Origin of the sequence: Alcanivorax sp. IL3 (assembly GCF_047495465.1) — a bacterium.
GTDB lineage: Bacteria > Pseudomonadota > Gammaproteobacteria > Pseudomonadales > Alcanivoracaceae > Alcanivorax > Alcanivorax jadensis.
Window position 1 is genome coordinate 2,347,596 of sequence record NZ_CP179931.1, and the last position, 24,309, is coordinate 2,371,904.

Genomic DNA, 24,309 nt, shown 5'->3' on the forward strand with positions numbered 1-24,309 from the left:
GATAATCAGGCGGTGTAGCCACCGGCAAAATCCGTCAACACCCGGCACACATTGGCCATGCCATCGTGAATGACAGCTTCGATTTCCGCCATGGTGATCTCATGGCTGGATTTGCCCGCTGCCGGATTCACCACCAGCGACAGCATGGCATAGGGCAATGCCAACTCCCGGGCCAGCACCGCTTCGGGCATGCCGGTCATACCGACGATGTCGCAACCGTCACGCTCCAGGCGAATGATTTCTGCGGCGGTTTCCAGCCGTGGTCCCTGAGTAGCCGCATAGCAGCCGCCGTCGTTCCATTTCAGCTCCGACGCAGCCAGTTTTTCCTTCAGGCCATTGCGCAAAGCGCTATCGAACGGCCAGCTGAAGTCCACGTGCACCAGCGGCTCCGCCGGGTCGTCGAACAGGGTCATCTCTCGGCCCCAGGTGTAGTCGATAATCTGGTCGGGCAACACCAGGGCGCCGGTGGGGGCCTGGGCAGTGATGCCGCCTACCGCGTTCACCGCCACAATGGCGGTGGCACCCGCCTCTTTCAGGGCCGTCATATTGGCCCGATAGTTCACCTGATGAGGCAGCAGTACATGGGGGTCGCCATGGCGGGCCAGGAACAGCACGTTCTGGCCATCCAGCTCCCCTTCCACTACCGCAGCGGACGGATCGCCAAAGCGGGTGGAAATCGCCTGTCTGCGGATGATGCGCAGATTATCCATGCGCGTAAGACCGGTGCCGCCAATAAACGCCAACATACTCAGTGTTCCTTTACCGCGTAGATCCCCGGCGCATTACGCCAGAAACCCTTGTAGTCCATACCCATGCCGAAAAGATAATAATCCGCCGCGTCCAGGGCCGTGAAGTCGGCTTTCAGGCCCGGCTTTGCCTTGCGGTCATGCTGCTTGTCCACCAGCACACAGGTCTTCACCGAGGCAGCACCCTGAGCCTTGCAGGCGTCGATGATGGACAGCAAGGTGGTACCCACATCAAGAATGTCATCCACAATCAGCACATCCCGCCCGGCCAGGCTGGCATTGGGGGTGACAATCCACTCCACATCGCCGCCACTGGTTTCCCCCAGATAACGACTGGCGTGCAGGTAATCCATCTCCAGCGGAATATCCAGGCGCTTGACCAACTCGGCAGCGAAGATCATCCCCCCGTTCATGATGGTCAGCATCACCGGCACCTTGCCCGAGTAAGCTTCGGTGACCGCGAAGGCCAGCTTGGCGATGGCTTCCTGAACCTGATCGGCAGAATGCAGCTCGATGGCCTCGCGGCGTACCCGCATCAGTTCCTGTTGCAGCTCCTCAGCGATGGACATGCTGTGCGTCCTCAGTGTTGTCGTTTTCCAGACCCGTGGCGGGATGATCGTCGTTGTGGCTGACAAGATGCAGGGTGCGAGTGGGGAAGGCAAACTCCGCCCCGTGCTCGTTGACGATGGCCATGATCTTCATCAGCACATCCTGCTTGATCTCATGGTAACGCACCCACTGGGTGGTCTTGGTGAAGGTGTAGATAAAGAACTCCAGGTGCGACGCGCCATAGCTGTCGAAGTTGACGATCAGGGTACGGCTGTCGGTTTCCAGCTCTTCGTGGTCGATCAGCATCTGTTTCACTTCCGCCACAATGCCCGGCATTTTCTGCCAGTCGTCATAGCGGATACCGATCTTCTCGTTGATACGACGATTAAACATGCGTGACGGGTTTTCCAGCACCACCGTGGTGAACATGGCATTGGGGATATACAACGGACGCTGGTCAAAGGTGCGGATACAGGTCAGCCGCCAGCCGATATGCTCCACGGTACCTTCGATAGAACGGTCCGGTGACCGCACCCAGTCCCCGATCCGAAACGGCTTGTCCAGGTAGACCATCATGCCGCCGAAGAAGTTGGCGAGCAGATCCTTGGCGGCAAAGGCCACCGCCATGCCACCGATACCGCCGAAAGCCAGCACCCCCGACACGCTGTAGCCCATGGTCTGCAGGATGATCAGCAAGGAAGTGATGATCACCGACACCCGCAGCAATTTAGCTACCGCCGCGGCGGTGGACTTGTCCATGGGTTTACGCATGCGCGAGGCGTCGATCAGATTTTTCTCCGTGTAGGAGATAAACCGGTTAAGGAACATGGCAATGATGATGATGAAGGCGATCTGACGGACTTTGGGAGCCAGGTCGAACAGTTCATTGGCTTGCTCGGTCACTGTCTGCAGCAGCTCCACGGAGATCGACAAACCAATGACCCAGAACACCAGCCGCAGCGGAATCCGCGCTGCTTCCAGCAGAGCATCGTCCCACAGGGTTTCCGTCTTGTTGATCAACCGGTCAAGCACATCGATGACGCGCATCAGGATGAAGTTCACCGACACCGTACACAGTACGATGATGAACAATTGAGTCAGCCAGATATCCGTGGGGGTCTCCACGTTCGGCCATTGCAGCAGTTGGTTCCAGTCCCAGTTCATGTGAGTCCTTAGCGAGGTTCAGTCAATGCCGCCGCCAGCTCCGTGGCAGCGTGTCGTTTGGTGGTTTCCATGGGGCGACGCGAACGGGCGCGCAGGCCGCTGGCCGGCACCTGGCCGCCGAAGGGAGTGCCGGCAAGCAAATCCAGCACCTGTTCGGCCCCTGTGCGGTTGTTGCAGGCCAGCACCATATCGCAACCGGCTTCCAGCGCCGCCCGGGCCCGCTCCGCATAGCCGCCCACGCCGTGGGCACCGGCCATGGACAGATCATCGGAGAAGATCACGCCGCGAAAACCCATTTGCTCGCGCAAGCGGGTCTGCAGCCAGTAGCGGGAAAAACCGGCGGTCTGGTTTTCTACCGCGCTGTAGATCACGTGGGCAGGCATGATGCCGTCCAGCTTTTGTGCCAGCGCCACAAAAGGTCGCAAGTCAGCAGCTTCGATTTCGGCCAGCGGGCGTGGGTCCACCGGCAACTCCAGATGGGAATCCGCTACCACGTGGCCGTGGCCGGGGAAGTGCTTGCCAGTGGCTGCCATGCCGGCGGCACTCATGCCGTCGATAAAGGCACCGGCCAGGGCGATCATGGCATCCGCATCGCCATGGAAGCTGCGGTCTCCGATTACCGTGCTGGTGCCGTAGTCCAGGTCCAGCACCGGCGCAAAGCTGAGATCAATATCCAGCTCGGTCAGCTCAGAGGCCATCAGCTCACCGACCAGGGAGGCTTCCGCCATCGCTAACTGCGGGGTCTGGTCGTAACGACGCCCCAGGGCGGCCATGGGCGGCAGGCGCACGAACCCGTCACGGAAACGCTGTACGCGCCCCCCTTCCTGGTCTACGGCGATCAGTATCTCTGGCCGTACCGCGCGAATCTGGCGAACCAGCTCAGCAAGCTGCTGCCGGTCCTGGTAGTTACGGGTAAAGAGAATCAGCCCACCGGTACCCGGGTGGCTGAGCAAGTCTTTCTCCACATCGCTGACCTGGAGACCTTCCAGATCGAGCATCAGCAGGGGGGAAACGGATGGCATGGCAATCCTGGTTATTCGGTAATGGTGACAGCGGCGCCCACAGGCACTTGATCGAAGACGCGAATCATATCCGCATTGCGCATGCGTATGCAGCCATGGGAGGCAGGCGTCCCCATGGGCTCACTGTCGGGTGTGCCGTGAATATAAATAAAGCGTCGAAAACTATCCACGTCACCGCCCAGATTGTGGCCGGGTTCCATGCCCCCCAGCCAGAGGATGCGGGTGAGTACCCAATCCCGTTGCGGATGCTCACGGACCCTGGCCGCATCGCAGATCTCTCCAGAGAATTTGCGCCCGCTGAACACCGCACCTTCCGGTAGACCGTCGCCGAAACGGGCCCTTACCAGATGCTGACCCAGCGGCGTGGCTTCGCTGCCCATGGCCTGCCCTGCCCCGTTGCGGGCGGTGGACACGGGAAAACGCTCGGTGCGCTCACCGCGCAGTTCCAGCCATTGTTCAGAGAGGTTGATGATCAGTTCCATACCATCCTTTTGTAGGCGCTATGCTTGAAGGGCGAAAAACCGTTTGGCCGCAGGGATCAGCCAGCTAGAACATTACCTTCGCTACGCTCAGTTCGCCATGCAAGCATAGCTCCTACAGAAAAGCGGGTTATTCCGGTACATCGGCCTGGATGCCTCCGACCAGAAACGGCAGCAGCCGCCGGGTGATATCCGCGGTGCTCACATCCAGGTTGAAATCGGCCTTGCTGATAGCCTGCAGGGACTGCATGCCGGACAGGGTAAAGATCACGGCGCCCAGACTGAATTGAACGCGCCAGAACAATTCCATGGGCGGTACGCTCGGCACCGCTCGCTGCAAGTGCTCCTGCAGGCGTTTAAAGACGGCGCCGTAGTGTGTGTGCAGATAGTCACGCAAGTGCCCCTGAGGCTGACTGTAGGCCTGCCCGGAGAGACGAAAGAAGATGGCGGCGCGCTGCGGGTCTTCCGGGTGGGTGCCCAGGGCCAGACGAAACACGATGCCGAGCACGTTTTCCGGCGTGTCCGGGGTGCCGGTCGCTTCCATTTCATCCAGCTTGGCACCGAGTGCCGCACTGAACGGCGTCAGGAAGCGCTCGAATACCGCCTGTATCAGTGCTTCCTTGGAACCAAAATGGTAGTTCACCGCGGCCAGGTTCACTCCGGCCTTGCTGGTAATAGCACGCAGGCTGGTCTCCGCAAAGCCCTTCTGGGCAAACAATACCTCTGCGGTATCCAGAATCCGGTCTACCGTGCCCGCCTGTGCCATGCGCCCTGCCCTGTGTTCAAAACATACGTTTCAAACATACGTTTGGGTGTGAAGGCGGTCAAGGGGTGGTTTCGGAGACGCCGCCGTAGACGGAAAAGCGATTTCACCACAGAGGGCACAGAGTTCACTGAGAAAAAGACAGCGCTATGCCCAGCCTCAGCGCTGATGAGATAGGCATCGTTGAAAAAGCGCGGTACCCACCAGACCCGTAAAGCGAGATCGCCCGAGCCGCCAGGATTTCACACAGTGGCACAAAACCCACCGAGCAATCCTGTTTTCACTCAGTGACCTCTGTGCCCTCTGTGGTGAAACTGCTTTTGACCAAGCCCAGCAAATCGTGCCGCCAGCGACGCGAATACCGGGAACTCAGAAGTAATACACCACTTCCGCCTGGATGAAGTCCGAGCGGCTGACCGGGCTCAGGCCCGGATTTTCCGCCCTGCCCTGCAGGGCTGACAGGTACAGTTCCGAGGCGGAGAGAGGTTTCGCAGTATCAGTATAAAAGCGGGCCTCCAGGCTGGCCTTGAGGTTATTGCCGAAGCGGCGGCTGGATTCCAGGTTGATGGCCTTCTCGTCATTCTCCAGATCGTAGATCACACCGGCGAGAATCTCCGTAGACGCCACATCGTTGAAGGTGAATCGGGTCGCCAACAGGACATCATCCTGGAAAGGCGACGCCAGTAACTCATCCCGATCTTCCCACAGGTATTCGAGCAGCCAGCCCAAGTCCGCGGCACTGTCGAGGACGCCCACATGGGTATATTCGAAGCCGCCATCCAGCGCGGTAAAGCGATCCCCCTGCCCGGAGCGGGTAATGGCTTCCAGCTTCCACAGCCAGCCGTTGTTCAGGTATTGCAGCTCCAGGCCGGTCTGGTCAATCACGTTATACAGCGGTACCAGCTCCGGATCGCTGCCGGCGGGCAAGCTGCCGGTGAGCAGCAGGCTTTGCAACTGCTGGGGGCTGAGCGCTTCCGGAAGCAGTAATGGCTCGCGGCTGGTGCCGGAGAAATGGGAGAGGGCCAGCTCCAAGCCATTATTGAAATACTGCTGGTAGCGGAATGCCACATCCACGCGCTTGTCTTCGGCACCGGATTCGTAACGAGCATGGTCGGACACCGGCAACGGTGTACGCGGTCTGCCCTCTTCCCCGGCGTAGGTACGCTCACGAAAGCCCGGCAGCACGAACAGGTCGACGATACCCCAGTCACGTACCGTGGACAGGTTCAGCATGGGCTGGCCGAGCTTTTCCTCGCCATCCACTTGGTCCACCAGGTCGGTCTGGTTGATGATATCCACCAGGTGACGCCCTTCCGTGACGCCCCAGAACACCTTGCGAATCCCTACCCGGGATTCCCAGCCGCTACCCACGTGAATCCAGGACAGCTCGCGGATATCTGCATGGGTGCGCTCGCTATCGTTTTCGTCAACCCGCGCATAGGGAATAAAGATGAACTGGTCGTCCCGGTTGTTCCACTCGTGGAAGACCTCGCCTTTCAGATACAGGGAACTATTGGTTGAATAGTCCGCCGCCTCGTAAGGAGAAGCCTGGGTGAAATAACGTCCTTCCAGGCCGGTTTCGCCACGAAACTCCCAGCCAGCGGCCAGGCTAGGCAGCACCAGCAATGCCACCAGGGTTTGTCGCAACAGCACGATCAACGGGCCCGTTTCAGGCTGTTCTGGTTGAAGTCCGCTTCGCTCAGACCGGTGTCGTAGCGGTAGTTGCTCCAGAACAAGTCGGTGGCCTTGCCGGTCTGGTGATTGACCATGGCCATCTTGCCGGGCTGCCAGAACTTGTCCTGGTACCGGGCGAAGTCACTCATGGTGAGCGTTTTCAGGTGGCTTTCCTTGCGGTCGTAGTACTCCACTTTCCAGGTCCGATACTCCTTCTGGTCGATCCAGGCGATCTGCTTGGTATAGCCGGAATTCTCATCGGTGGGATACCGCTCCATGACAAAGCAGGTCAGCTCGCCGCAGGGCTCGTCGCGCAGGTATTTGTAGGTGTACTTCTCCACTTCCTGGCCACGCATGTCCTCAAAGCTGAATTCGCTGCCCATGAAAGGGCCGGACTTGTTGCGCGAGGCGATGGTCTTCACCCGGCGCAGGGCAGGAAGATACAGCCACTGATCATCATCACCGGTCTTGTAACTGTAGGTGAGCAAGGCGGTGCCACGCACATCGCGAGGGGTATCGAAGATGGTCAGGCTCTTGTCACCCTCCTCGCCCGTCCCTTCCAGGGTACTGACCCGCAGCTCCCGCTCCGAGGTATCGCCGCGCTGGGTGATCAGCACCATGCGCATGTCCGCCTGAAAGTCACCAAACCCTTCCCCGCGACGATCCGCTTCACGGGCAATTTCCAGGCCTTTCTCTTCCGGCGTCTGGGCGTGGAGAACAGGAACGGCACAGGCCAGAGCCAGGCCGGCCAGCAGCAGGCGAACTTTCATGGTGAACCTCGGTTTGGTTGTTGTGTTGATCACACCGCTATGGGTAACAGTGTGTTTACCATGATAGGGAGGATAACGGAAAGGGGGATGCTGAAGGGGCCAAAATTAGTTGGCAGTTGATAGTGGACAGTTGATAGCTCGCGTTCAGAGTAATGCTTTAATTTCCAGCGCATGAGGCCGCGCCTAGGGTATGGGCGCGGGCTCATGCGTTAAAGGCGCAGACCGCATTCAATCGCGTAGCTATCAACTGTCCACTATCAACTGACAACTGCCTTCACCACTCTTCCAGATACCCCACACAATGCTCCACCAGCTCGCTGACCCGCTGGATGGCGTTGCTCAGGCGCTCCATGTCGCCTTCTGCCAGGGGGGCATAGCGGTCTTCCGCCATCAGGTTGAGGGCGTTGGCGTCGCTGGGTGGGGTTGGGCGGCGGGCCAGGCCGGCAGCGCCCATGGCGTTCTGCATCTCACCGTCCAGCCAGGCGATCAGGTCTGCGCGGTCGGCCAGTGCCTGGCCGAGGATGGCCATTTCCGGTGCTTCCACTTCAGAGTCACGAAACGCCTGAACCAGGGCGGCCAGGCTGAACAAATGGTCGGCACCAGCTACCTGATAAGTGCTGGCAGACTGGCGAGCCAGACCGACCAGCGCCGAATAAAGATGAAATACCACGGCACCGCGCAGGGCCAGGCGTACCGCAGGCACCGCACCCGCCTGTTCACGGGTGAGCTGGCGCAGCAGGGCCTGAGCAAAGTAGATCCGCTCACGCAGACCACTGACGGCATTTTCTCGGACCATTCGGGACATGAGAAGACTCGCAGATACTATGGGTATAACGGATTAACCTGACCGTAGGAGCTATGCTCGCATGGCGAAAAAACATGGCCGTCGCGAGCCGGTTCGCCATGCAAGCATAGCTACTACAAATAACGGCGGTCAGGATTTCTTGGTGGCGGCCTTTTTCTTTGCCGGGGCCTTCTTTTTAGCTGCCGCTTTCTTCTTCGCGGCGGCTTTTTTCTTCGCCGGGGCCTTTTTGGTCTGTTCCTCGACCCATTTGCCGTCCCGATAGAAGGCCATCCAGCCAGTGGCTTTGCCGTCGATCTCGCTCATCACGTACTGCTCTTTGGCCTTGCGGCTGTAGCGCAGCACCCCGGAATTGCCGTCCGGGTCTTTCGCTGGCGCCTCGGCCAGGTACTTGTGCTTGGGATCGAGCTGCTCGGCAACACTCTGGATTTCCAGAATCAGCGGTGGCCGGGTTTCCCGGTTTTTCGGGAACTTGCTCGCCGCCATGAACAGGCCGGAAGCACCGTCGCGCAGCAGATAGTGGTCGTCATCGTATTTTTCGCACTTGAGGTGCGGCATGGGAATCGGGTCCGCCCGCGGCGGTGCCGGCTCGCCACTCTTGAGCAGTTTGCGCGTATTTCCGCACTCTTCGTTGGTGCACTTGAAGAACTTACCAAAACGGCCGGTGCGCAACTGCATCTCGTGACTACACTTTTCACACTCCAGCACCGGGCCATCGTAGCCCTTGATGCGGAACTCGCCCTTCTCGATCACGTAGCCGTCACAGTCCGGGTTATTACCGCAGATGTGCAGCTTGCGCTTTTCGTCGATCAGGTAGTTTTCCATGGCCGTGCCGCACTTCTGGCAACGCTTCTTGTTGCGCAGTTCCTTGGCTTCCGCTTCCTCGTCATCGGCATTGACCGACTCGGCTTCTTCGCCCGGCAGCAGATTCAGGGTGGCGGTGCAACGCTCCTTCGGCGGCAAGCTGTAGCCCGAGCAGCCCAGGAAGACCCCGGTGGAACCGGTGCGGATCTGCATGGGACGGCCGCACTTGGGGCAATCAATGTCAGTGTCGGTGGGCAGGTTGGCACGCATACCGCCGATGGCCTGCTTGCCACTACCCTCGCCCTGGGCGGCTTCCAGTTTGCCCACGAAATCACGATAGAAATCGTCGAGCACATCCTGCCAGTTGCGGCGGCCCTCGGCGATTTCATCCAGGGTTTCTTCCATCCGGGCGGTAAAGCTGTAATCCATCAGATTGGGGAAGCTTTCCGTCAACCGGTCAGTGACGATATCGCCCATCTTTTCCGCATAGAAACGGCGGTTATCCTGGCGCACATAACCACGATCCTGGATGGTGGAGATGATCGCTGCATAGGTTGATGGGCGCCCGATGCCGCGTTTCTCGAGCTCTTTCACCAGGCTGGCCTCAGTGAAGCGTGCCGGCGGTTTGGTGAAATGCTGATCGATGTCCACCTGATTGATGGTCAGTTTGTCGCCTTCTTTCACATCCGGCAGCAGGGTATCTTCCTGGCCCTTGCGCGAGGCCGGCGGCTGGATACGGGTCCAACCGTCGAATTTCATGATGCGACCCTTGGCCTTCAACTCGTAGTCATTGCCGGTGGCGGTGAGCGTGGAGCTCAGGTATTCCGCCGGCGGCATCTGACAGGCAATGAACTGACGGCGAATCAGCTCGTACAGACGCTGGGCATCACGCTCCATATCCTTGAGAGAATCGGAAGTGCGGCGCACATCAGAGGGGCGGATCGCTTCGTGAGCTTCCTGAGCGCCTTCCTTGCTGCTGTAGGACAGCGGCTTCTCGGGCAGGTATTTGTCACCCAGCTTCTCGCCAATCCATTCCCGGCAGGCGGCTACCGCATCACTGCTCAGGTTGGTGGAATCGGTACGCATATAGGTGATATGGCCGGCCTCATAAAGGCGCTGGGCCATCATCATGGTCTTCTTCACCCCGAAACCGAGGCGGGTGCTGGCTGCCTGCTGCAGGGTGGAGGTAATAAAGGGTGCAGAAGGCTTCGACCGGGTGGGTCGCTGCTCGCGCTGGCTGATGGTGAGGGTGCCGGCCTGCTGCAACGCCTGGCGGTGCTGCTCCGCGTCGTCACCATTGTCCGGGCGAAAGTTCACGCCCTTGTGTTTGGCCACTTCCAGACGCAGGGCTTCACCCTGCTCGCTGTGGGTATCGCTGTGCATTTCCCAGAATTCTTCCGGGATGAAGGCACGGATTTCCCGCTCACGCTCCACCACCAGTTCCACGGCGACGGACTGCACCCGGCCGGCGGACAGGCCACGGGCAATCTTTTCCCACAGTAACGGCGAGATCATGAAGCCCACCACCCGGTCCAGGAAGCGGCGAGCCTGCTGGGCTTCCACCCGGCTCAGGTCCAGCTTGCCGGGCTGCTCGAAGGCGGCCTGGATGGCTTTCTTGGTGATTTCGTTGAAGACGACCCGGTCAAAGCGGGTATCGTCACCACCGATCACTTCCCGCAGGTGCCAGGCAATCGCCTCCCCTTCGCGGTCCAAATCCGTTGCGAGATAGATGCGGTCGGCTTTCGCGGCAAGACGTTTGAGTTCATCAATCACCTTTTCCTTGCCGGGAAGAATCTCGTAATGGGCCTTCCAGCCATGTTCCGGGTCCACGCCCATACGGTTGATCAACTGGGCCTTGGCCTTCTTCTTTTTATAGGCTTCGCGCTCCTCCTTGGGCAGGGAGCGGGTGTAGGCCGCTTCCTTGGCGCGTTCCTGAGGGGTGCTCTTCTTGGAGCCACCACTGACCGGCAGATCGCGTACGTGGCCGACGCTGGACTTCACTACGAAGTCGTCGCCCAGGTAGCGGTTGATGGTCTTGGCCTTGGCAGGCGACTCCACAATAACAAGAGTTTTTCCCATTCTCAGGTTCTCAATGGCGGCGGTTTGTTGAACAGAGCGCACCGACTACAGTGCCCCGATATGGCGGTCACACAGGCGGCGCCAGTCTTCTTCGGGCGCTATTTAGACAGCGCCGGTATGGCCGGGTCAAGCTCTGCTGTCACCGACCGTCCTTTTTTAGTAGTAGACCAGAGAGAGGGTCTTGGGCAACCCTCCCAGTGAGAAACAGGTTCTGGCAAGCCGCCCAAAGAGCGTTATACTGCGGAAAAGACACCATTTCAGGGAGAGAACCGTGACAAGCCCCTATCGCCGAATTCTGGTCGCCATTGATTGCAGTGACGAGTCTGCCCAGGTGCTATCCCGGGCGGCCGGGGTGCTCTCCGGCAACGACGGAGAGTTGCATCTGATCCATGTGATCGAGCCACTGGCACTGGCCTATGGCGCCGATGTGCCCATGGATGTGACCGACCTGCAAAGCGGGCTAATGACACAGGCCCGGGAAACCGCCGACACCTATGCCGGCCGCTACCAGATACCCGCCGATAATGTCCATGTGGAGCTGGGTTCCATCGAGAAGACCATCCTCGATCAGGCCGACAAACTGGACGCCGACCTGATCGTGGTAGGCAGCCACACCCGCAGCGGCCTGGCCCTGCTACTGGGCTCAACTGCCCGCGGCCTGGTACCGGGGGCGCATTGTGATGTGCTGGCGGTTAAGGTCGATCAGAAAGGCAGTTAATAGCTAATAGCTAATAGCGCGCGTGCCGGCGCATCCCTGACTGAAACGTAAGAGGCCGCGTCCATCCCCTGGACGCGGCCTCTTACGTTCACAAAACAGAAAACCTGTTCCGCGAAACTGTTAACTATTCACTGCCTTCAAGTGAGCTGCAACGCCCCTGTCCCTTCCGGCCCTTCCTCGTTCCAGCGACATAGCAGCTCCGCCAGTCCCTGGGCCTGAACCTTGAGGGCGGCCAGTTCTTCCCGGGTGCCTTTTTCTCCATGAAACACCGGTAGCTTGCGCATGGACTGGACCAGCTCATGGTCCGGCGACTGCATACGTTTGACTTCCAGGGTCCAGCGGATGTGGTGAACGATCATGTGGAAGAACGCCAGCCGGGTACTCAATGAATAAGGGCTGTCATCCTCGTTGAATTCATTGAAATCCAGGCTCACCAATACCGCTTCGCGGGCCGTCTCTGACACCTTGATCGTGGCGCTGCGGGGAGTACCGAGCAACATGGAAAGAGTGCCAAAAACCTCCCCCGGCGATACGTAATAAAGCGGCGCGTCTCCAGTCGTATCAGATAGCACCTCAAGCTGCCCTCGCAGCAGGAAATACAGGGTGGAATCCACATCCCCGGCACGAATCACAGTGTCACCGGAACCGGCTACCCAAAGGCGGGTATTCTGCTCAAGCTGGGCAAATTCGCTTTGATCATCACGGGCAATTTCATTGAAAAACGGGACACCGGATAACAGCTGCCGGATCCGTTGTTGGCCGAAGTCATTATTATTGGCCTGCTCCATCTACTATCCCCAGGTCTGATGGAATTATTATCGAAGCTTCCGCCTGCCGGGCGAATCAACACAAAGACCCGCAACCATTCAGATGCTCCCTGCAATATGCTAGTGCCACCGCTACCACAGGGCAACGATATCCTCCCGAAACTGGTAAAATTCAGCCCGCCACAACTGTTCAAATAGCACTGTTCATATTATCAGTACCTATGCTAGCATCGGTTTTGTAGCACTGTTTGTCAGCCTTGGCTGACAGCCTGGTTAGCCAGAAGCGTCGATGACGCCCGGGTATGGAACCGAAATCCTGCGGGAAACATGGAGAAGGTTATGAGCAGCAAACTCACCGATCGCCAGCAACAGGTGCTGGACTGTATCCGCGAATGCATCGCCGATACCGGTATGGCACCCACTCGCGCGGAAATTGCCGACATCATGGGCTTTCAGTCCAAGAATGCCGCCTCTGACCATTTGCGAGCCCTGGAAAGAAAGGGCTTTATCAAACTCCACAGTGACCGCTCCCGTGGCATTCAATTGCTCGACAACGCCTACTGGTCGGAAGAAGAACTGCCGATAGTCGGCAAAGTGGCCGCCGGGGTTCCCATCGAGGCCATCGAAAATGTGGAACGTACCGTGCCGGTGCCCCAGGGGCTGTTCAAGCAACGCCCCACTTACCTCTTGAAGGTACAGGGCGACAGTATGATCGAGGCAGGCATCTTCGATGGCGACCTGATCGCCGTACGCAAATCCAACGTGGCCCGTTCCGGTGAGATCGTGGTTGCCCGCATTGACGAAGAAGTCACGGTAAAGACCCTAAAGTTAAACAAGTCCAGCGCCACCCTGTTACCGGCTAACGAGGCTTATGAGCCGATCAAGGTGCCGGCTGATCAACTGATCATCGAGGGTATTTTCGTGGGGTTGATCCGTGATCCGAATTCTTTCTAGTGCCATTCTGCTATTTATGAGTGTTGCCGCCATGTCCGATACGCATCTGCTCGCCCCCTGCCCGGATTCGCCCAACTGCGTCTCCAGCCTGGCCAAAGACGAAGATCGCCGGGTGGCGCCTCTGCAGGTAGCAGAAACTCGCCAGGCCAGCATGACTCGCCTACAGGCCCTGCTGCGGCAACTTGACCGCGTCGAGTTCGATGTGGTCGGCCAGTCCCGTATCCAGGCCCGCTTCTCCAGCCGACTGCTGCGTTTCGTGGATGATGTGACATTCTATATTCGTGAAGACGGCGTGGTAGAGGTACGCTCCGCATCACGGGTCGGCTACTGGGATTTAGGTGCCAACCGTCGTCGGGTAGAATCCCTGCGCGAACAACTGGCGGAGCAGGCCCCTGATGCAAGAACCTCACACTACTCACTTCAAGACCGACATTCCCCATTGGGCTGATATCGGCGTTAATCTGACCGACAAGCAGTTCCGCGATGATCAGGATGAGGTACTTGAGCGGGCCCGTTCTGCCGGGGTGAACTGGCAACTTCTCACCGGCACTAATGTGGACGAATCCCGCCAGGCCATGGAGCTGGCCAGCCAGCACGATGATCTGTTTTCCACCGCTGGCCTTCACCCTCATAGCGCCCGCTTCTATTCCCCGGCCCTGGAAAAGGAGATGCGGGAACTGTTAAGCCACCACAGCGTAAAAGCCGCCGGCGAAATGGGCCTGGATTTCAATCGTGACTTTTCCCCACGCCCGGATCAGGAACGTGCCTTCGAGGCCCAGCTGGCCCTGGCAGTGGAATACCAGCTTCCGGTGTTTCTCCACGAACGCGATGCCCACGAACGCTTCGCGCCCATTTTGAAAGCCTACCGGGATCACCTTGTCGGTGCGGTCGTGCACTGCTTTACCGGATCACGCCAGGCGCTTTTTGATTATCTGGATCTGGATTGCCACATTGGCATCACCGGCTGGGTGTGCGATGAGCGCCGCGGCAAGCCGCTGGCGGAATTGGTACACAACATCCCCGATAACCGGCTGCTGCTGGAAACCGACGCGCCCTATCTGCTACCCCGGGATCTGCCGGAAGCGCCCCCGAAAAAGCGGCGCAACGAGCCTTCATTGTTACCCTGGATAGGTAAGCGGGTGGCGAGTTTACGGGGACAAGATGTGGCCCGGGTGGCGGGTATGACGAGTGATAATGCGCGGGTGCTGTTCAGATAACCGAAACCCGAAACCGTTGGAGCTTTGCTCACAAAGCGAAATCTCTCTTGAGCAGGTAATGGCACCAGACTCAAGCCTTCCCCTTACGAGCAAGACTCCAACAGGTCAGACCTGGCTTCGCCAGTGAAAGCGCACACGAAGCGGAGGGATCACCTCCCCTTCCGGCTGACCGACCATTTCCGCATGGGCAGAATGATGGAGCAAATGTGCGGAGTCGGTAGACAGGGTCTGAAGCTGGTTATTGGCGTGCTCGGGGCCATTGAAGCGCATGATTTTACCGCTGTCGTCGGTCACCCAGTACCAGGTATCCGCGAAGCGGACTTTGACGGTGCACACGGACAGGCAGGCCGAGAAAATCTCGACTTCATCGGCCTTGCGCTTGTGCAGTTTTTTGGGGCTGATCGTTTCCATAACAGCAATGATGATCTTGCCGCTGTGAAGCCCGCATCAATCACTCAGCCTGCCAGAAACTGCTGCACATCCAGTAGACCGAATGGCCAACCCAGCTCCCGCCCCTCTTTCATCAGCACGGGAATGCGTTCGCCATAGCGGGCCAGCAGCTCATCGTCCTCGGCCACATCAACCAGTGTCAGCGTAAGGTCCGGTGACACCATGGCGACCAGTTCACAGGCCTGTTCACAGAGGTGACAGCCCACCGTGGTATAAAGCACTACGCTCATCAGTCCTCCACATGCCGAATGGCATAGCAGACATGAATCTTGTCATTGCGGCGAAAATCTTCCGGGATGCTCCAGCGGGAAATATCTTCTACCTGATACCATTTGCTGATACTCGGGTCGAGCTGGAAACGCCGGTAGTTGCAGGAAAAATACAGTACCCCGCCCGGCTCCAGCCGACGCATGATCTTGCGGATCAACTCCCCATGGTGCTCTTCCACCACGAAGTCACTGCGCGACTTATTGTTGGAAAAGGTCGGAGGATCACAGAACACCAGATCGAACTGTTCCTGGCATTCGTCCAGCCAGCGCATGGTATCGGCGCGCACCAGCTCATGCTGCTCGGTGGAGAAGCCGTTGGCGGCCAGATTGCAGGCTGCCCATTCCAGATAGCGCTTGGAAGCATCCACGGTAACAGTGCGCTTGGCGCCGCCAACAGCCGCATGCACGGTGGCCGAGCCGGTGTAGGCAAACAGGTTGAGGAAGCGCTTGCCGCTGGCTTCCTCGGCAATTTTCAGCCGCGTGGGACGGTGATCGAGGAACAGACCCGTGTCCAGATAGTCCTGCAGGTTGATGAGCAGCTGAGCCTGGCCTTCTCGCACCAACCGGTAACGCCCCTGGCCATCCAGCTTTTGGTACTGCTGATTGCCTTTCTGACGCTCCCGGGTTCGCAGGTGCACCTGTTCGCGATGTACACCCAGGGCCGCGCGAACAGCGGTCACTGCCAGATCCCGTCGCTGTTTGGCCTTCTCCGGGTCCACGGTTTTCGGCGCCTTGAATTCCTGCACCAGTACCTGATCGCCATAGATATCCACGGCCACATTGAACTCGGGCAGATCCCGATCGTAGAGGCGATAGCACTGGATATCTTCGCGTTCCAGCCAGCGGCGCAGGTGTTTGCCATTCTTGCGCAGGCGGTTCACCAGCGGCTGGGCCCCTTCCGGCACCTCGAAGGCGGATGACTCAGCAATCGTCACCACCTCCACTTGCGCTGGCTGGCGAGAGTGGTACAGACGAATGAAGTTATTGAACGGCCCGTTCTTCAGTCGCCACTGGCTCTGCAGATCCATACCGGAGCGATCCATCACTTCCGCGTCGGCGCCCAACAACACCGCTTGCCAGTTCGGCGCCAGTTTGGCCAGCAACCGGCCCAGGGCGAAATGCAGCCAGCCAGCTTGTTGCTGCTCATCCAGACGCTCGCCCCAGGGCGGGTTAGCTACTAACAGGCCCTGATCGGCAAAATCCCGGGAACGCAGGGCGCCCAGTTCCCGACGTTCAAAATGAATGGCCTGACGAACCCCCGCCCGCTCGGCATTCTGCTGGGCCAGCTGGATAGCCCGGCCGTCCACGTCGAATCCCTTCAGGGACATCTCAGGAAGCGGCTGGCGGGCGCTTTCGGCGGCCTCCTCCATGGCATCCTGCCAGAGCTGACGGCGACACGCCCGCCACTGCTGGAAACCATAATGCTGGCGCTGGGCACCCGCTGCCCAGCCGGCGGCGATCTGCGCGGCTTCTATCAACAGGGTGCCGGAGCCGCAAAACGGGTCCATTAACACTGCCGGATGATTGCCCTGGCGCCAGCCGGCGGCCCACAGCATGGCTGCGCCAAGAGTTTCGCGAAGCGGCGCCCGACCACCGGCCAACCGGTAACCACGCCGATGCAAGGGATCGCCGGCCAGATCCAGCCACAGATGGGCTTCATTGGGATCCAGCCGGGCACGGATACAGCAACTGCCACGGGCATCCCGGGATACCGTGAATTGTGGTGGCAGGGCCTGAATAAAGCGCTTGGTGCTGATGCGGTTATCACCACGAACACCCGGTCCGTGCTCAAGATGGATATGCAGCGGCGCATCATTGCCCACCAGAGACAGCCAGTCCTGGCTGGCAGCCAGCTTTTCCGGTGCGATATCCGGGGTGACCCCGAGGGTCGCCAGGGACAACAGCACCCGTTCCGCCAGCCGCGACCACAGGCAGACCCGAAGTGCATCCGCGGTACCGCCGGTAAATGCCACATGGGCACGACCGGTTTCTGTTACCGATATGCCCAGTGACGACAGTTCATCGGCCAGCAACTCGGCGATACCGGGCATGCTGGTGGCCACAAATTCCATTACTGATACCTCGTAAGTGACTGTTTTATGCGTAACGGTAAAATTAACTATTTAACTTTCAATGCGTTACACAAATCGTCGTCAAGCTGTCCTTTATACGTCATATGCTTAACAGGCACGAACCATATTGCTACATGATATTCGACACTACCCCAGCGCTTTCCCATACTGAATGAGTCGACCCCAATAACTGGCCTTGTTCTCTGCCAGGGGTCATTTTCACTACCGCTATCTGTGAAAGGGAAAGCGTCTATGAAGCGACAAAAAAGAAACAAAGACGACCGCGCCTACAGCCGGGGATACAACGCCGGCCTGGATGGAAAATCTCGTGAGGAATGCCCGTTTGGCGCCCTCAGTGCACGCACCAACTGGATGGGCGGCTGGCGCGAAGGTCGCACCGATTTCGCACATGGGATGCTGGGGGTCTCCAGCATTCAGAACCTGAAAAATATCGGCTAAAACCTTATACCCGTTCAACACCCCGCCGGCGCATCAAGCGCCGACTCACAGGGCCCCTCCCGGGCCCTTTTAAATTTCCAGCTTCTAGCTTTGATCGTCCTTCGGACGATGTCGTGCTTCGCACGGTTCGCCATGCAAGCATGGGCTCCTACAGCGGCTTCGTAAGAAATCACGACGGCCCAGAACTTTCCAAACCTTCCCTATCCAACCAGCGTAGCTCGTAGCTTAGTTAGATAGCTTTGGGCCAGGCGCGGGCGATATCGCCGATCAAGCCCGGTCCCTGATAGATCAAGCCGCTGTAAATCTGTACCAGGTCGGCGCCCAGCTGCTGCTTCTCCAGCGCGTCCGCGGCGCTATTGATACCCCCTACCCCGATTATCGGGATTCGCCCTTTCAGGGTCTGGCTCATGGTAGCCAGTGCCTGGTTGGCAATGGGTTTCAGGGGGGCACCGCTAAGGCCACCCTGCTCATCGAACTTGGGGAGCCCCTGTACCCCTTCGCGAGACAGGGTGGTGTTACCCACACAAACACCGTCGATGCCGTGCTGCACAAACGCTTCGCCCATGGCCTGCAGCTCTTCTTCGCTGTTGTCCGGAGCAATCTTGATTACCAACGGTACCCGACGACGATGCTGCGCATCCAGACGGGTCTGAGCTTCGCGCAAGGTGCCAAGCAATGCATTCAGCGCGTCGCCGTGCTGGAGGCTACGCAGGCCGGGAGTATTCGGTGAGGAAACATTCACCACCAGGTAGGACGCATAGGCGTGGACTTTCTGCTGACAGCTCAGGTAATCCTGAACCGCGTCTTCCACCGGGGTGTCCTTGTTCTTGCCGATATTGATACCCAGCACGCCCTTGTAGCGGCTCTGTTTAACCGCACCGACCAGATAGTCCACCCCCAGATTATTGAACCCCATGCGGTTGATCAGCGCCTGGGCGTTGGGCAGACGGAACAGGCGAGGCTGGACGTTACCCGGCTGCGGACGCGGGGTTACCGTGCCCACCTCGATAAAACCGAAACCCAGATCCGCCAGACCATCTATGCAGTCACCGTTCTTGTCCAGGCCCGCTGCCAGGCCCACCGGATTGGGGAATTCAATGCCCATCACTTCCCGCGGGGATGCCGGCACACTGCCTGGCCACAGTTTGCCCGCCCGCTTGCGCAGCATGGCCAGAGTCAGCTCATGGGCATGTTCTTCAGACAAGGAAAACAGCAGAGGGCGAGCAAGGGAGTACAGCATGGGACAACCCGGATTGTGATAATGGCCGGCATTATAGCCAAGCTACCCCGTCACTTCGATGTTTTGTGTCGGACAGCCTGGGGTAGTACGAGCTCGCGCCGCCTTAGAGAATCTGGCTGGGCGGGAATCTTCGCCTTGTGAAAAAGGCTCCAACTGAACCAGGGGGTTTGCCAGATAGCCCAGACTTTACCAATACAAAAAAAGCCCGGCAGAGCCGGGCTTGAAAATAACCAACAGAAACCAGCGCGTCAGTTAGCTGTTCTGACGAGCGCGGGCCGCATCAGGCTTGAGCAGGAAGCAGCCCAGAGCGGGCAGCAGCCACAGGGCACCGATCATGTTCCACAGGAACATGAAGGTCAGCAGGATGCCCATATCCGCCTGGAACTTGATGGAACTGAATGCCCAGAAGATCACGCCCACGGCCAGGGTGATGCCCGTAAAGGCCACCGCCTTGCCTGTAGTCTTGAGAGTTTCCCGGTAGGCGGATTCCAGATCCATACCCTGTTTCAGGTAATGAGCCAGTTTGCTGTAGATATAAATCCCGTAATCCACACCGATACCGACGCCCAGAGCAATCACCGGCAGGGTCGCCACTTTCACGCCAATGCCCAGATGCGCCATCAGCGCCTGGCAAAGGATGGAAGTCAGCCCCAGCGGCACGATGATACAGATCACCGCACGAATGGAGCGGAAGGCGATCAGCACCAGAATCGATACCACCGCGTACACCAGGGCAAGCATGGGATACTGATTGGCCTCGATGGTCTGGTTGGTGGCGGCTTCCACGCCAGCATTACCTGACGCCAGCTTGAACTCGATAACCTCTTCATTGTTCCGCTTCTCGGCGAAATCGGCCACCGCTGCGGTCACACGGTCCAGGGTTTCCGCCTTGTGGTCATCCAGGAACACGTACACCGGGGCCAGGGAACAGTCCAGATTGTAGAGGCTGTCCGGCATGAAGCTCATGACATTGTTGAGCGCATACTGGTCCCGGGAAATGGTAGCCCATTTCAGGGAGCCTTCATTCATGTTGGTGGAGATCAGTTTAGTTGCCGACGAGATGGTAACAACATCCTGCACTCCCTCCACATTGCGCAGGGTCCAGGACAAATCATCCACGGTCTGCATGGCGGGATAGGTGTTACAGGACTCCACCGGCGTCTTGCCCATCACTACCAGCACATCCGCACTGACAGAGTAGTTGGACACCAGGAAATTCACGTCGTGGTTATAGCGATAGCGGGGCTTGGGTTCATAACCGCGCGGGCAATCCATTTCTTCACACGGGTCCGGCCAGAGCTCTGGTGCACCTTTGTCCAGATCACCGATTTTCAGATCCTGGCTCATGTAGATGCCCACCCCGTAACCGGCCACTGCGATCACGATGGAGAGAGCCGCCAAAGGCTTACGGGTAAAGCGGGCAAACAGCCCGGCCAGCGGGTGCTCTTTCTTCTCTCCCGCCTGAATCTTACGCACTGATGCACCGCTGACACCCAGGTAGGAAAGCACCATCGGCACCACAATCAGGTTGGTGATGATAATCACCGCCACCCCGATACTGGCCGCCATGGCCAATTCCCGGATCACGCCCACATCGATGATATAGAGCGTCAGGAAGCCGATGGCATCTGACACCAGCGCCACCATGCCCGGTACATACAAGGACTGGAAGGTATTACGCGCCGCATCCAGTGGGGTCTGCCCTTCTGCAGCGTAGTTCGCCAGGGTGTTGACGATTTGCACACCATGGGAGACCGCAATGGCAAACACCAGGAACGGCACCAGCATCGAATAAGGATCAATGGTGAAGCCCAGCGTACTGACAATCCCCAATTGCCAGATAACCGCCACAAAAGAGCAAACGGTCACTGTCATTGCACTGCGCAAACAGCGGGTATCCAGCAGCAGCAGTACTGCAATCAGAGCCAGAGTGAAGAAGAAGAACATGGCCACTTCTTCTGCGGCGGCCATCACATCACCGGCTTTTTTGGCCAGGCCGACGATATGGATTCGAACGTTGGGATACTTGTCCTGATAGGTAGCACGAATCTCTTCAAGACGCGCTGCCAGCACGGGAATATCCACGCCGTTTTCACCCAGCGCATCCAGCAAATGGGCATGCACCACACTGGACTGGAAGTTATCCGCCACCAGACGGCCAACCTGGCCTGAGCGAAGCACATTGGTGCGCAGATCTTCGAGCGTCGCTTCGCTGCCATCGTAACCGGCGGGAATCACTTCACCACCCTGGAAGCCCTGCTCGGTTACCTCATTCCAGCGTACATTGCTGGTCCAGAGGGAACTGATTTTGCTGGGATCCACGCCATCCAGGGCAAACACCTCGTCGGTGATTTCCTTCAGGGCCGTCATATACTCAGGATTGAAGATATCCTCACTCTGGGTTTCTGCAACGATGACACGCACATCGTTACCCAGGCTCATATCATCCTTGTGCTCCAGGAAGTTCTGGATATAGGGATGACCCAGCGGGACCATTTTGCGGATATCGGTATTAAGCTGAATCTTGCTGGCCTGAAAGCCCAGGAAGACAGTCGCTGCAATAAACAGCAGCAGCACAACGGGACGAATGGAAAACAGCCCGCCGGCAATGGTTTTGGAAATACGACCTGACATGCTGTGCCCCTTATTTTACGTCTTCAATCACACGCACTCCGCCCTGGCCGGCGACAAGAACGCCGCCTGCCTTTCGGGGCAAAATTGCGGAGATGGATTCACGGTCCGGAAGGAACCGCAGGGAGAAGGTTTGACCACCATCGTGGCTGGTGAGAATGCCGCCGGCATTGGTAACCAGCACCACCGTGCCGTCTTCCAGTACCGTGCCGTCATTCACACCACGGGTCAGCTTGGTGGGCACCTTGGCCCAGCTACTGCCGCGATTGGCGGTTAACCACACATTGCCTTGCAGGCCGTAGATCAACACCTGGTAATCGGATATCGGGGTGGCCCCGAACAAGGTCCCGTCATAGGGACTGGTCAACGCTTCCCAGTTCTGGCCCTTGTCCGAAGAGCGAAAGATGACGCCCTTTTCACCAACCAGATAGCGATCGTTGCTAGCGGGAGCGGCCGCAAAGCCGTACAGATGCCAACCATCGTTATTACTCAGTGCAGCGGTGCGTTTGTTCCAGGTCTCACCGCCGTTGGAGGTTTCCAGATAATAACCATAACCACCCACTGCCACTGCCTTGTCACGGCTTTCACAGTGCACATCCAGTAGCGGCGCACCGGAGGTATCGACGGGTGCAGCGGCGGCTTCCTCGTAAGGATCATCGCTGTAGAGATCATCCCCGTAGGCATCGTCCTCATAGGGGTCGCCATAGATGTCGTCCATGGACAGATCATCCATGCTCTCATCAGCCGGCTCGCTATCATCACTGCCACCCAGCGGATCGCTGTACTGAAGCGTCCAGCTTTCTCCGCCATCACGGGTACCCAGTACCACTGCATCATGGCCCACGGCCCAGCCGTTGCGGGCATCCGCAAAACAAACCGCTGTCAGCAGCACCTCTTCAGGGGTTTTGGCCGCCTGCCAGTGATCCCCATCATCGTCGGAGTAAAGAATTTTGCCGCGGTCACCCACCGCCACAATCCGGCCATTGGCGTTAGCCAGATCCAGATAGTTGTTGGCTGTAACCAGCGGCGACTTGTTATCAATAAACTGTGCCTGCAAAGGGGCAGACAGCATGGCTGCAACAGCCAGCAAAAGTGTTTTTCTCATTGTCCCATCTCTTCCCGAAGGCTCCTTGACGGAGCCAATTGCAAAACGACCGGGGACTTGGAGCCCTAGATGATGGCCCGTCGGTTCCCGGTCGCGTTGCCAGTGCTGTGCCGTTAAACGGTCAGCTTTTTCTTGTCATTACCGTCCGCGGCGGCGCAATGCGGCCGGATGGAAGTAACGATCATCTGGTACCGGCTGGCTATAATCCAGAATGGACGGCTCTTCGTTATCCAGGAACTGTACGTGGTAACGCTGGGCACGCAGATCATGGAACACATCCAGCGCGGTCCACTGGGTTGGCACTTCATAGTAGTTCTTGATGTAGGCCAGGCTCACGCGCCACAGTTCGTCACGGCGGTCGTACTGGTCGATGGCGGCGATCTGCCAGGAATCTGCATCAATGTAGAAACGGCGCTTGGCGTAGATATGACGCTCACCTTCTTTCAGGTTAGCTTCCACGACCCATACACGGTGCAGTTCCCAGCGCTGATAGTCCGGGTTGACGTGGCCCTGTTGCAGCAGGGTTTCGTATTTCACGTCAGGGCTGTCCATCTTGTAGTTGTTATAGGGAATAAACATTTCCACCGGCTTTTCATGCACCAGTTTCCAGTTGTACTTGTCCGGGGCACCGTTATACATATCGGTGTCATCGGCGGTACGAAGACCATCAGCAGCAGCGATGGGGGTATCATAGGCCAGGTTCGGCGCCCGACGGACACGGCGCTGACCAGCGTTATAACCCCAGGCCTGACGCGGCATCTGTTTCTGGTCCAGCATTTCATGGACCAACACGGCCCCACCGGCCAAACGCGCTGGCGCCTTGGTGAAGGACAGGTAGTAGAAAATGATGTTGTCCAGGCTGTCGAAGTTGTACTTGGGATCGTAGTAGCGGAAATACACTTCCTGCTGGGAAGTAATCAGGGAGTAGGCACCGTTACGCTGCACCGCTACTTCGGAAGCACGACGCACCACATACAGGCCACGCCAGCGAAGAATGTGGTTCCAGATCGCCTGCTGTGCTTTGTCTTCATTGCTACCGCTCAGAATCGGGAAAGGAATCCCACCAAACGCCTTGTCAACGCCGGTTTCCGCCAGAGTGGCGCGAGTGGCGTTGCTCTTGGTGTTGTCGTAGACCCACTGCGGTGCAGAGGTAGAGCGGTGACTTGGGTAGACATTGAGTTTGAAGGTATCCGGGTAGGTTTTCAGCATACCCTGCACACCATCAGGCACCTTGTCGGCATATTTGGACAGGTTCTGGGCGGTGATGGTGAATACCACTTTGTCATTCTTGTAGGGGTCCGGATGGTGCTGGCCGGGCCGGGTATATTCCTTGGGGATATCCTTCTTCTGGATACCGCCGGTCCAATCAGGGATGCCAAGGCCAGTGGACACGGCTTTGCCGTTACCGCTGACGTTGGCCCCGAAGGGGGTCAGGGACTTGCCCAGCTTTGCCGCTTCCTGTGCGGACACGGCAGCCTGCACATTGGCCGCTACGCTCAGTGACAGCGCAAGCGCGCTGCCCATGGCGGTCAATTTCTTCAACATGATTGCTCTCCGAATAAACGGGCCGGAATC

General features: G+C 58.3%; 23 protein-coding genes. 5 read left to right on the forward strand and 18 right to left on the reverse strand.

Features of this window, described 5'->3' with window-relative positions; translation table 11 throughout:
* Positions 1-5: 5 nt before the first annotated feature.
* The 10 genes from ACMG4M_RS10955 to topA form a co-directional block, all read right to left on the reverse strand.
* Positions 6-746 carry an S-methyl-5'-thioinosine phosphorylase gene (locus tag ACMG4M_RS10955; RefSeq protein WP_084573446.1) on the reverse strand — a complete coding sequence of 247 codons (741 nt, stop codon included), beginning with the start codon at positions 744-746 and terminating at the stop codon, positions 6-8.
* Between the two features lie 2 nt (positions 747-748).
* Entirely contained in the window at positions 749-1,315 is a 567-nt protein-coding gene (locus ACMG4M_RS10960; RefSeq protein WP_272963271.1) for a hypoxanthine-guanine phosphoribosyltransferase, read from the reverse strand.
* Positions 1,302-2,459: a mechanosensitive ion channel family protein gene (locus tag ACMG4M_RS10965; RefSeq protein ID WP_414429981.1), complete on the reverse strand. Its 1,158-nt coding sequence runs from the start codon at positions 2,457-2,459 to the stop codon at positions 1,302-1,304. The genes ACMG4M_RS10960 and ACMG4M_RS10965 overlap by 14 nt, the downstream gene beginning before the upstream one ends.
* 8 nt (positions 2,460-2,467) lie before the next feature.
* Positions 2,468-3,481, reverse strand: a complete 1,014-nt coding sequence (gene nagZ, locus ACMG4M_RS10970; protein ID WP_414429982.1) for a beta-N-acetylhexosaminidase — start codon at positions 3,479-3,481, stop codon at positions 2,468-2,470.
* An 11-nt stretch (positions 3,482-3,492) separates the two neighbouring features.
* Positions 3,493-3,963 (reverse strand): L,D-transpeptidase, encoded by a 471-nt coding sequence (locus ACMG4M_RS10975; RefSeq protein ID WP_272975334.1) that lies wholly within the window; start codon positions 3,961-3,963, stop codon positions 3,493-3,495.
* Positions 3,964-4,090: 127 nt separating this feature from the next.
* Positions 4,091-4,726, reverse strand: a complete 636-nt coding sequence (locus tag ACMG4M_RS10980; protein WP_035247170.1) for a TetR/AcrR family transcriptional regulator — start codon at positions 4,724-4,726, stop codon at positions 4,091-4,093.
* A 366-nt stretch (positions 4,727-5,092) separates the two neighbouring features.
* Positions 5,093-6,376: a hypothetical protein gene (locus ACMG4M_RS10985; RefSeq protein ID WP_414429983.1), complete on the reverse strand. Its 1,284-nt coding sequence runs from the start codon at positions 6,374-6,376 to the stop codon at positions 5,093-5,095.
* A gap of 2 nt (positions 6,377-6,378) precedes the next feature.
* Positions 6,379-7,167, reverse strand: coding sequence for an outer membrane lipoprotein-sorting protein (locus ACMG4M_RS10990; RefSeq protein WP_272975332.1), 789 nt, complete (start codon positions 7,165-7,167; stop codon positions 6,379-6,381).
* Between the two features lie 274 nt (positions 7,168-7,441).
* Positions 7,442-7,972 carry a hypothetical protein gene (locus tag ACMG4M_RS10995; protein ID WP_035247165.1) on the reverse strand — a complete coding sequence of 177 codons (531 nt, stop codon included), beginning with the start codon at positions 7,970-7,972 and terminating at the stop codon, positions 7,442-7,444.
* 129 nt (positions 7,973-8,101) lie between these two features.
* Positions 8,102-10,852: a type I DNA topoisomerase gene (topA, locus tag ACMG4M_RS11000; protein WP_414429984.1), complete on the reverse strand. Its 2,751-nt coding sequence runs from the start codon at positions 10,850-10,852 to the stop codon at positions 8,102-8,104.
* A 271-nt stretch (positions 10,853-11,123) separates the two neighbouring features.
* Between topA and ACMG4M_RS11005 the strand changes: the two genes are divergently transcribed.
* Positions 11,124-11,570 (forward strand): universal stress protein, encoded by a 447-nt coding sequence (locus tag ACMG4M_RS11005; protein ID WP_035247160.1) that lies wholly within the window; start codon positions 11,124-11,126, stop codon positions 11,568-11,570.
* 137 nt (positions 11,571-11,707) lie between these two features.
* On the opposite strand, the gene ACMG4M_RS11010 is transcribed toward ACMG4M_RS11005, so the two are convergent.
* Positions 11,708-12,358: a Crp/Fnr family transcriptional regulator gene (locus ACMG4M_RS11010; protein WP_272963481.1), complete on the reverse strand. Its 651-nt coding sequence runs from the start codon at positions 12,356-12,358 to the stop codon at positions 11,708-11,710.
* A gap of 318 nt (positions 12,359-12,676) precedes the next feature.
* On the opposite strand from ACMG4M_RS11010, the gene lexA reads away from it, so the two are divergent.
* Genes lexA through ACMG4M_RS11025 form a run of 3 tightly spaced genes read left to right on the forward strand, consistent with a single transcriptional unit; the run spans position 12,677 to position 14,508 of the window.
* Positions 12,677-13,291, forward strand: a complete 615-nt coding sequence (lexA, locus tag ACMG4M_RS11015; RefSeq protein WP_035247154.1) for a transcriptional repressor LexA — start codon at positions 12,677-12,679, stop codon at positions 13,289-13,291.
* Positions 13,292-13,322: 31 nt separating this feature from the next.
* Complete coding sequence (locus tag ACMG4M_RS11020) at positions 13,323-13,739, forward strand: DUF1499 domain-containing protein (protein ID WP_052042703.1); 417 nt, start codon at positions 13,323-13,325, stop codon at positions 13,737-13,739.
* Positions 13,687-14,508, forward strand: coding sequence for a TatD family hydrolase (locus tag ACMG4M_RS11025; RefSeq protein ID WP_052042700.1), 822 nt, complete (start codon positions 13,687-13,689; stop codon positions 14,506-14,508). Before ACMG4M_RS11020 ends, ACMG4M_RS11025 begins: the two co-directional genes overlap by 53 nt.
* Positions 14,509-14,613: 105 nt before the next feature.
* Here ACMG4M_RS11025 and ACMG4M_RS11030 read toward each other — a convergent pair whose 3' ends face one another.
* Genes ACMG4M_RS11030 through rlmKL form a run of 3 tightly spaced genes read right to left on the reverse strand, consistent with a single transcriptional unit; the run spans position 14,614 to position 17,299 of the window.
* On the reverse strand, positions 14,614-14,919 hold the full coding sequence (locus ACMG4M_RS11030; RefSeq protein WP_414429985.1) for a DUF6482 family protein: 306 nt from the start codon (positions 14,917-14,919) through the stop codon (positions 14,614-14,616).
* Between the two features lie 44 nt (positions 14,920-14,963).
* On the reverse strand, positions 14,964-15,188 hold the full coding sequence (locus tag ACMG4M_RS11035; RefSeq protein WP_035247149.1) for a glutaredoxin family protein: 225 nt from the start codon (positions 15,186-15,188) through the stop codon (positions 14,964-14,966).
* The gene (gene rlmKL / locus ACMG4M_RS11040) at positions 15,188-17,299 is read right to left on the reverse strand and encodes a bifunctional 23S rRNA (guanine(2069)-N(7))-methyltransferase RlmK/23S rRNA (guanine(2445)-N(2))-methyltransferase RlmL (protein ID WP_035247147.1); all 2,112 of its coding nucleotides are present in this window, start codon (positions 17,297-17,299) and stop codon (positions 15,188-15,190) included. Before rlmKL ends, ACMG4M_RS11035 begins: the two co-directional genes overlap by 1 nt.
* Before the next feature lie 252 nt (positions 17,300-17,551).
* Here rlmKL and rmf point away from each other — a divergent pair, with 252 nt between their 5' ends.
* Positions 17,552-17,758 carry a ribosome modulation factor gene (rmf, locus tag ACMG4M_RS11045; RefSeq protein ID WP_035247144.1) on the forward strand — a complete coding sequence of 69 codons (207 nt, stop codon included), beginning with the start codon at positions 17,552-17,554 and terminating at the stop codon, positions 17,756-17,758.
* Between the two features lie 229 nt (positions 17,759-17,987).
* Here the strand turns inward: rmf and ACMG4M_RS11050 are convergent, their stop codons facing one another.
* The 4 genes from ACMG4M_RS11050 to ACMG4M_RS11065 all read right to left on the reverse strand — a co-directional run bounded on the left by ACMG4M_RS11050 (position 17,988) and on the right by ACMG4M_RS11065 (position 24,279).
* Entirely contained in the window at positions 17,988-18,998 is a 1,011-nt protein-coding gene (locus ACMG4M_RS11050; protein WP_272963484.1) for a quinone-dependent dihydroorotate dehydrogenase, read from the reverse strand.
* A 252-nt stretch (positions 18,999-19,250) separates the two neighbouring features.
* On the reverse strand, positions 19,251-21,632 hold the full coding sequence (locus ACMG4M_RS11055; RefSeq protein ID WP_052042698.1) for an efflux RND transporter permease subunit: 2,382 nt from the start codon (positions 21,630-21,632) through the stop codon (positions 19,251-19,253).
* Between the two features lie 10 nt (positions 21,633-21,642).
* Complete coding sequence (locus tag ACMG4M_RS11060) at positions 21,643-22,734, reverse strand: WD40/YVTN/BNR-like repeat-containing protein (RefSeq protein ID WP_035247140.1); 1,092 nt, start codon at positions 22,732-22,734, stop codon at positions 21,643-21,645.
* 138 nt (positions 22,735-22,872) lie between these two features.
* Positions 22,873-24,279 carry a DUF1329 domain-containing protein gene (locus tag ACMG4M_RS11065; RefSeq protein ID WP_035247139.1) on the reverse strand — a complete coding sequence of 469 codons (1,407 nt, stop codon included), beginning with the start codon at positions 24,277-24,279 and terminating at the stop codon, positions 22,873-22,875.
* Between the last annotated feature and the right edge of the window lie 30 nt (positions 24,280-24,309).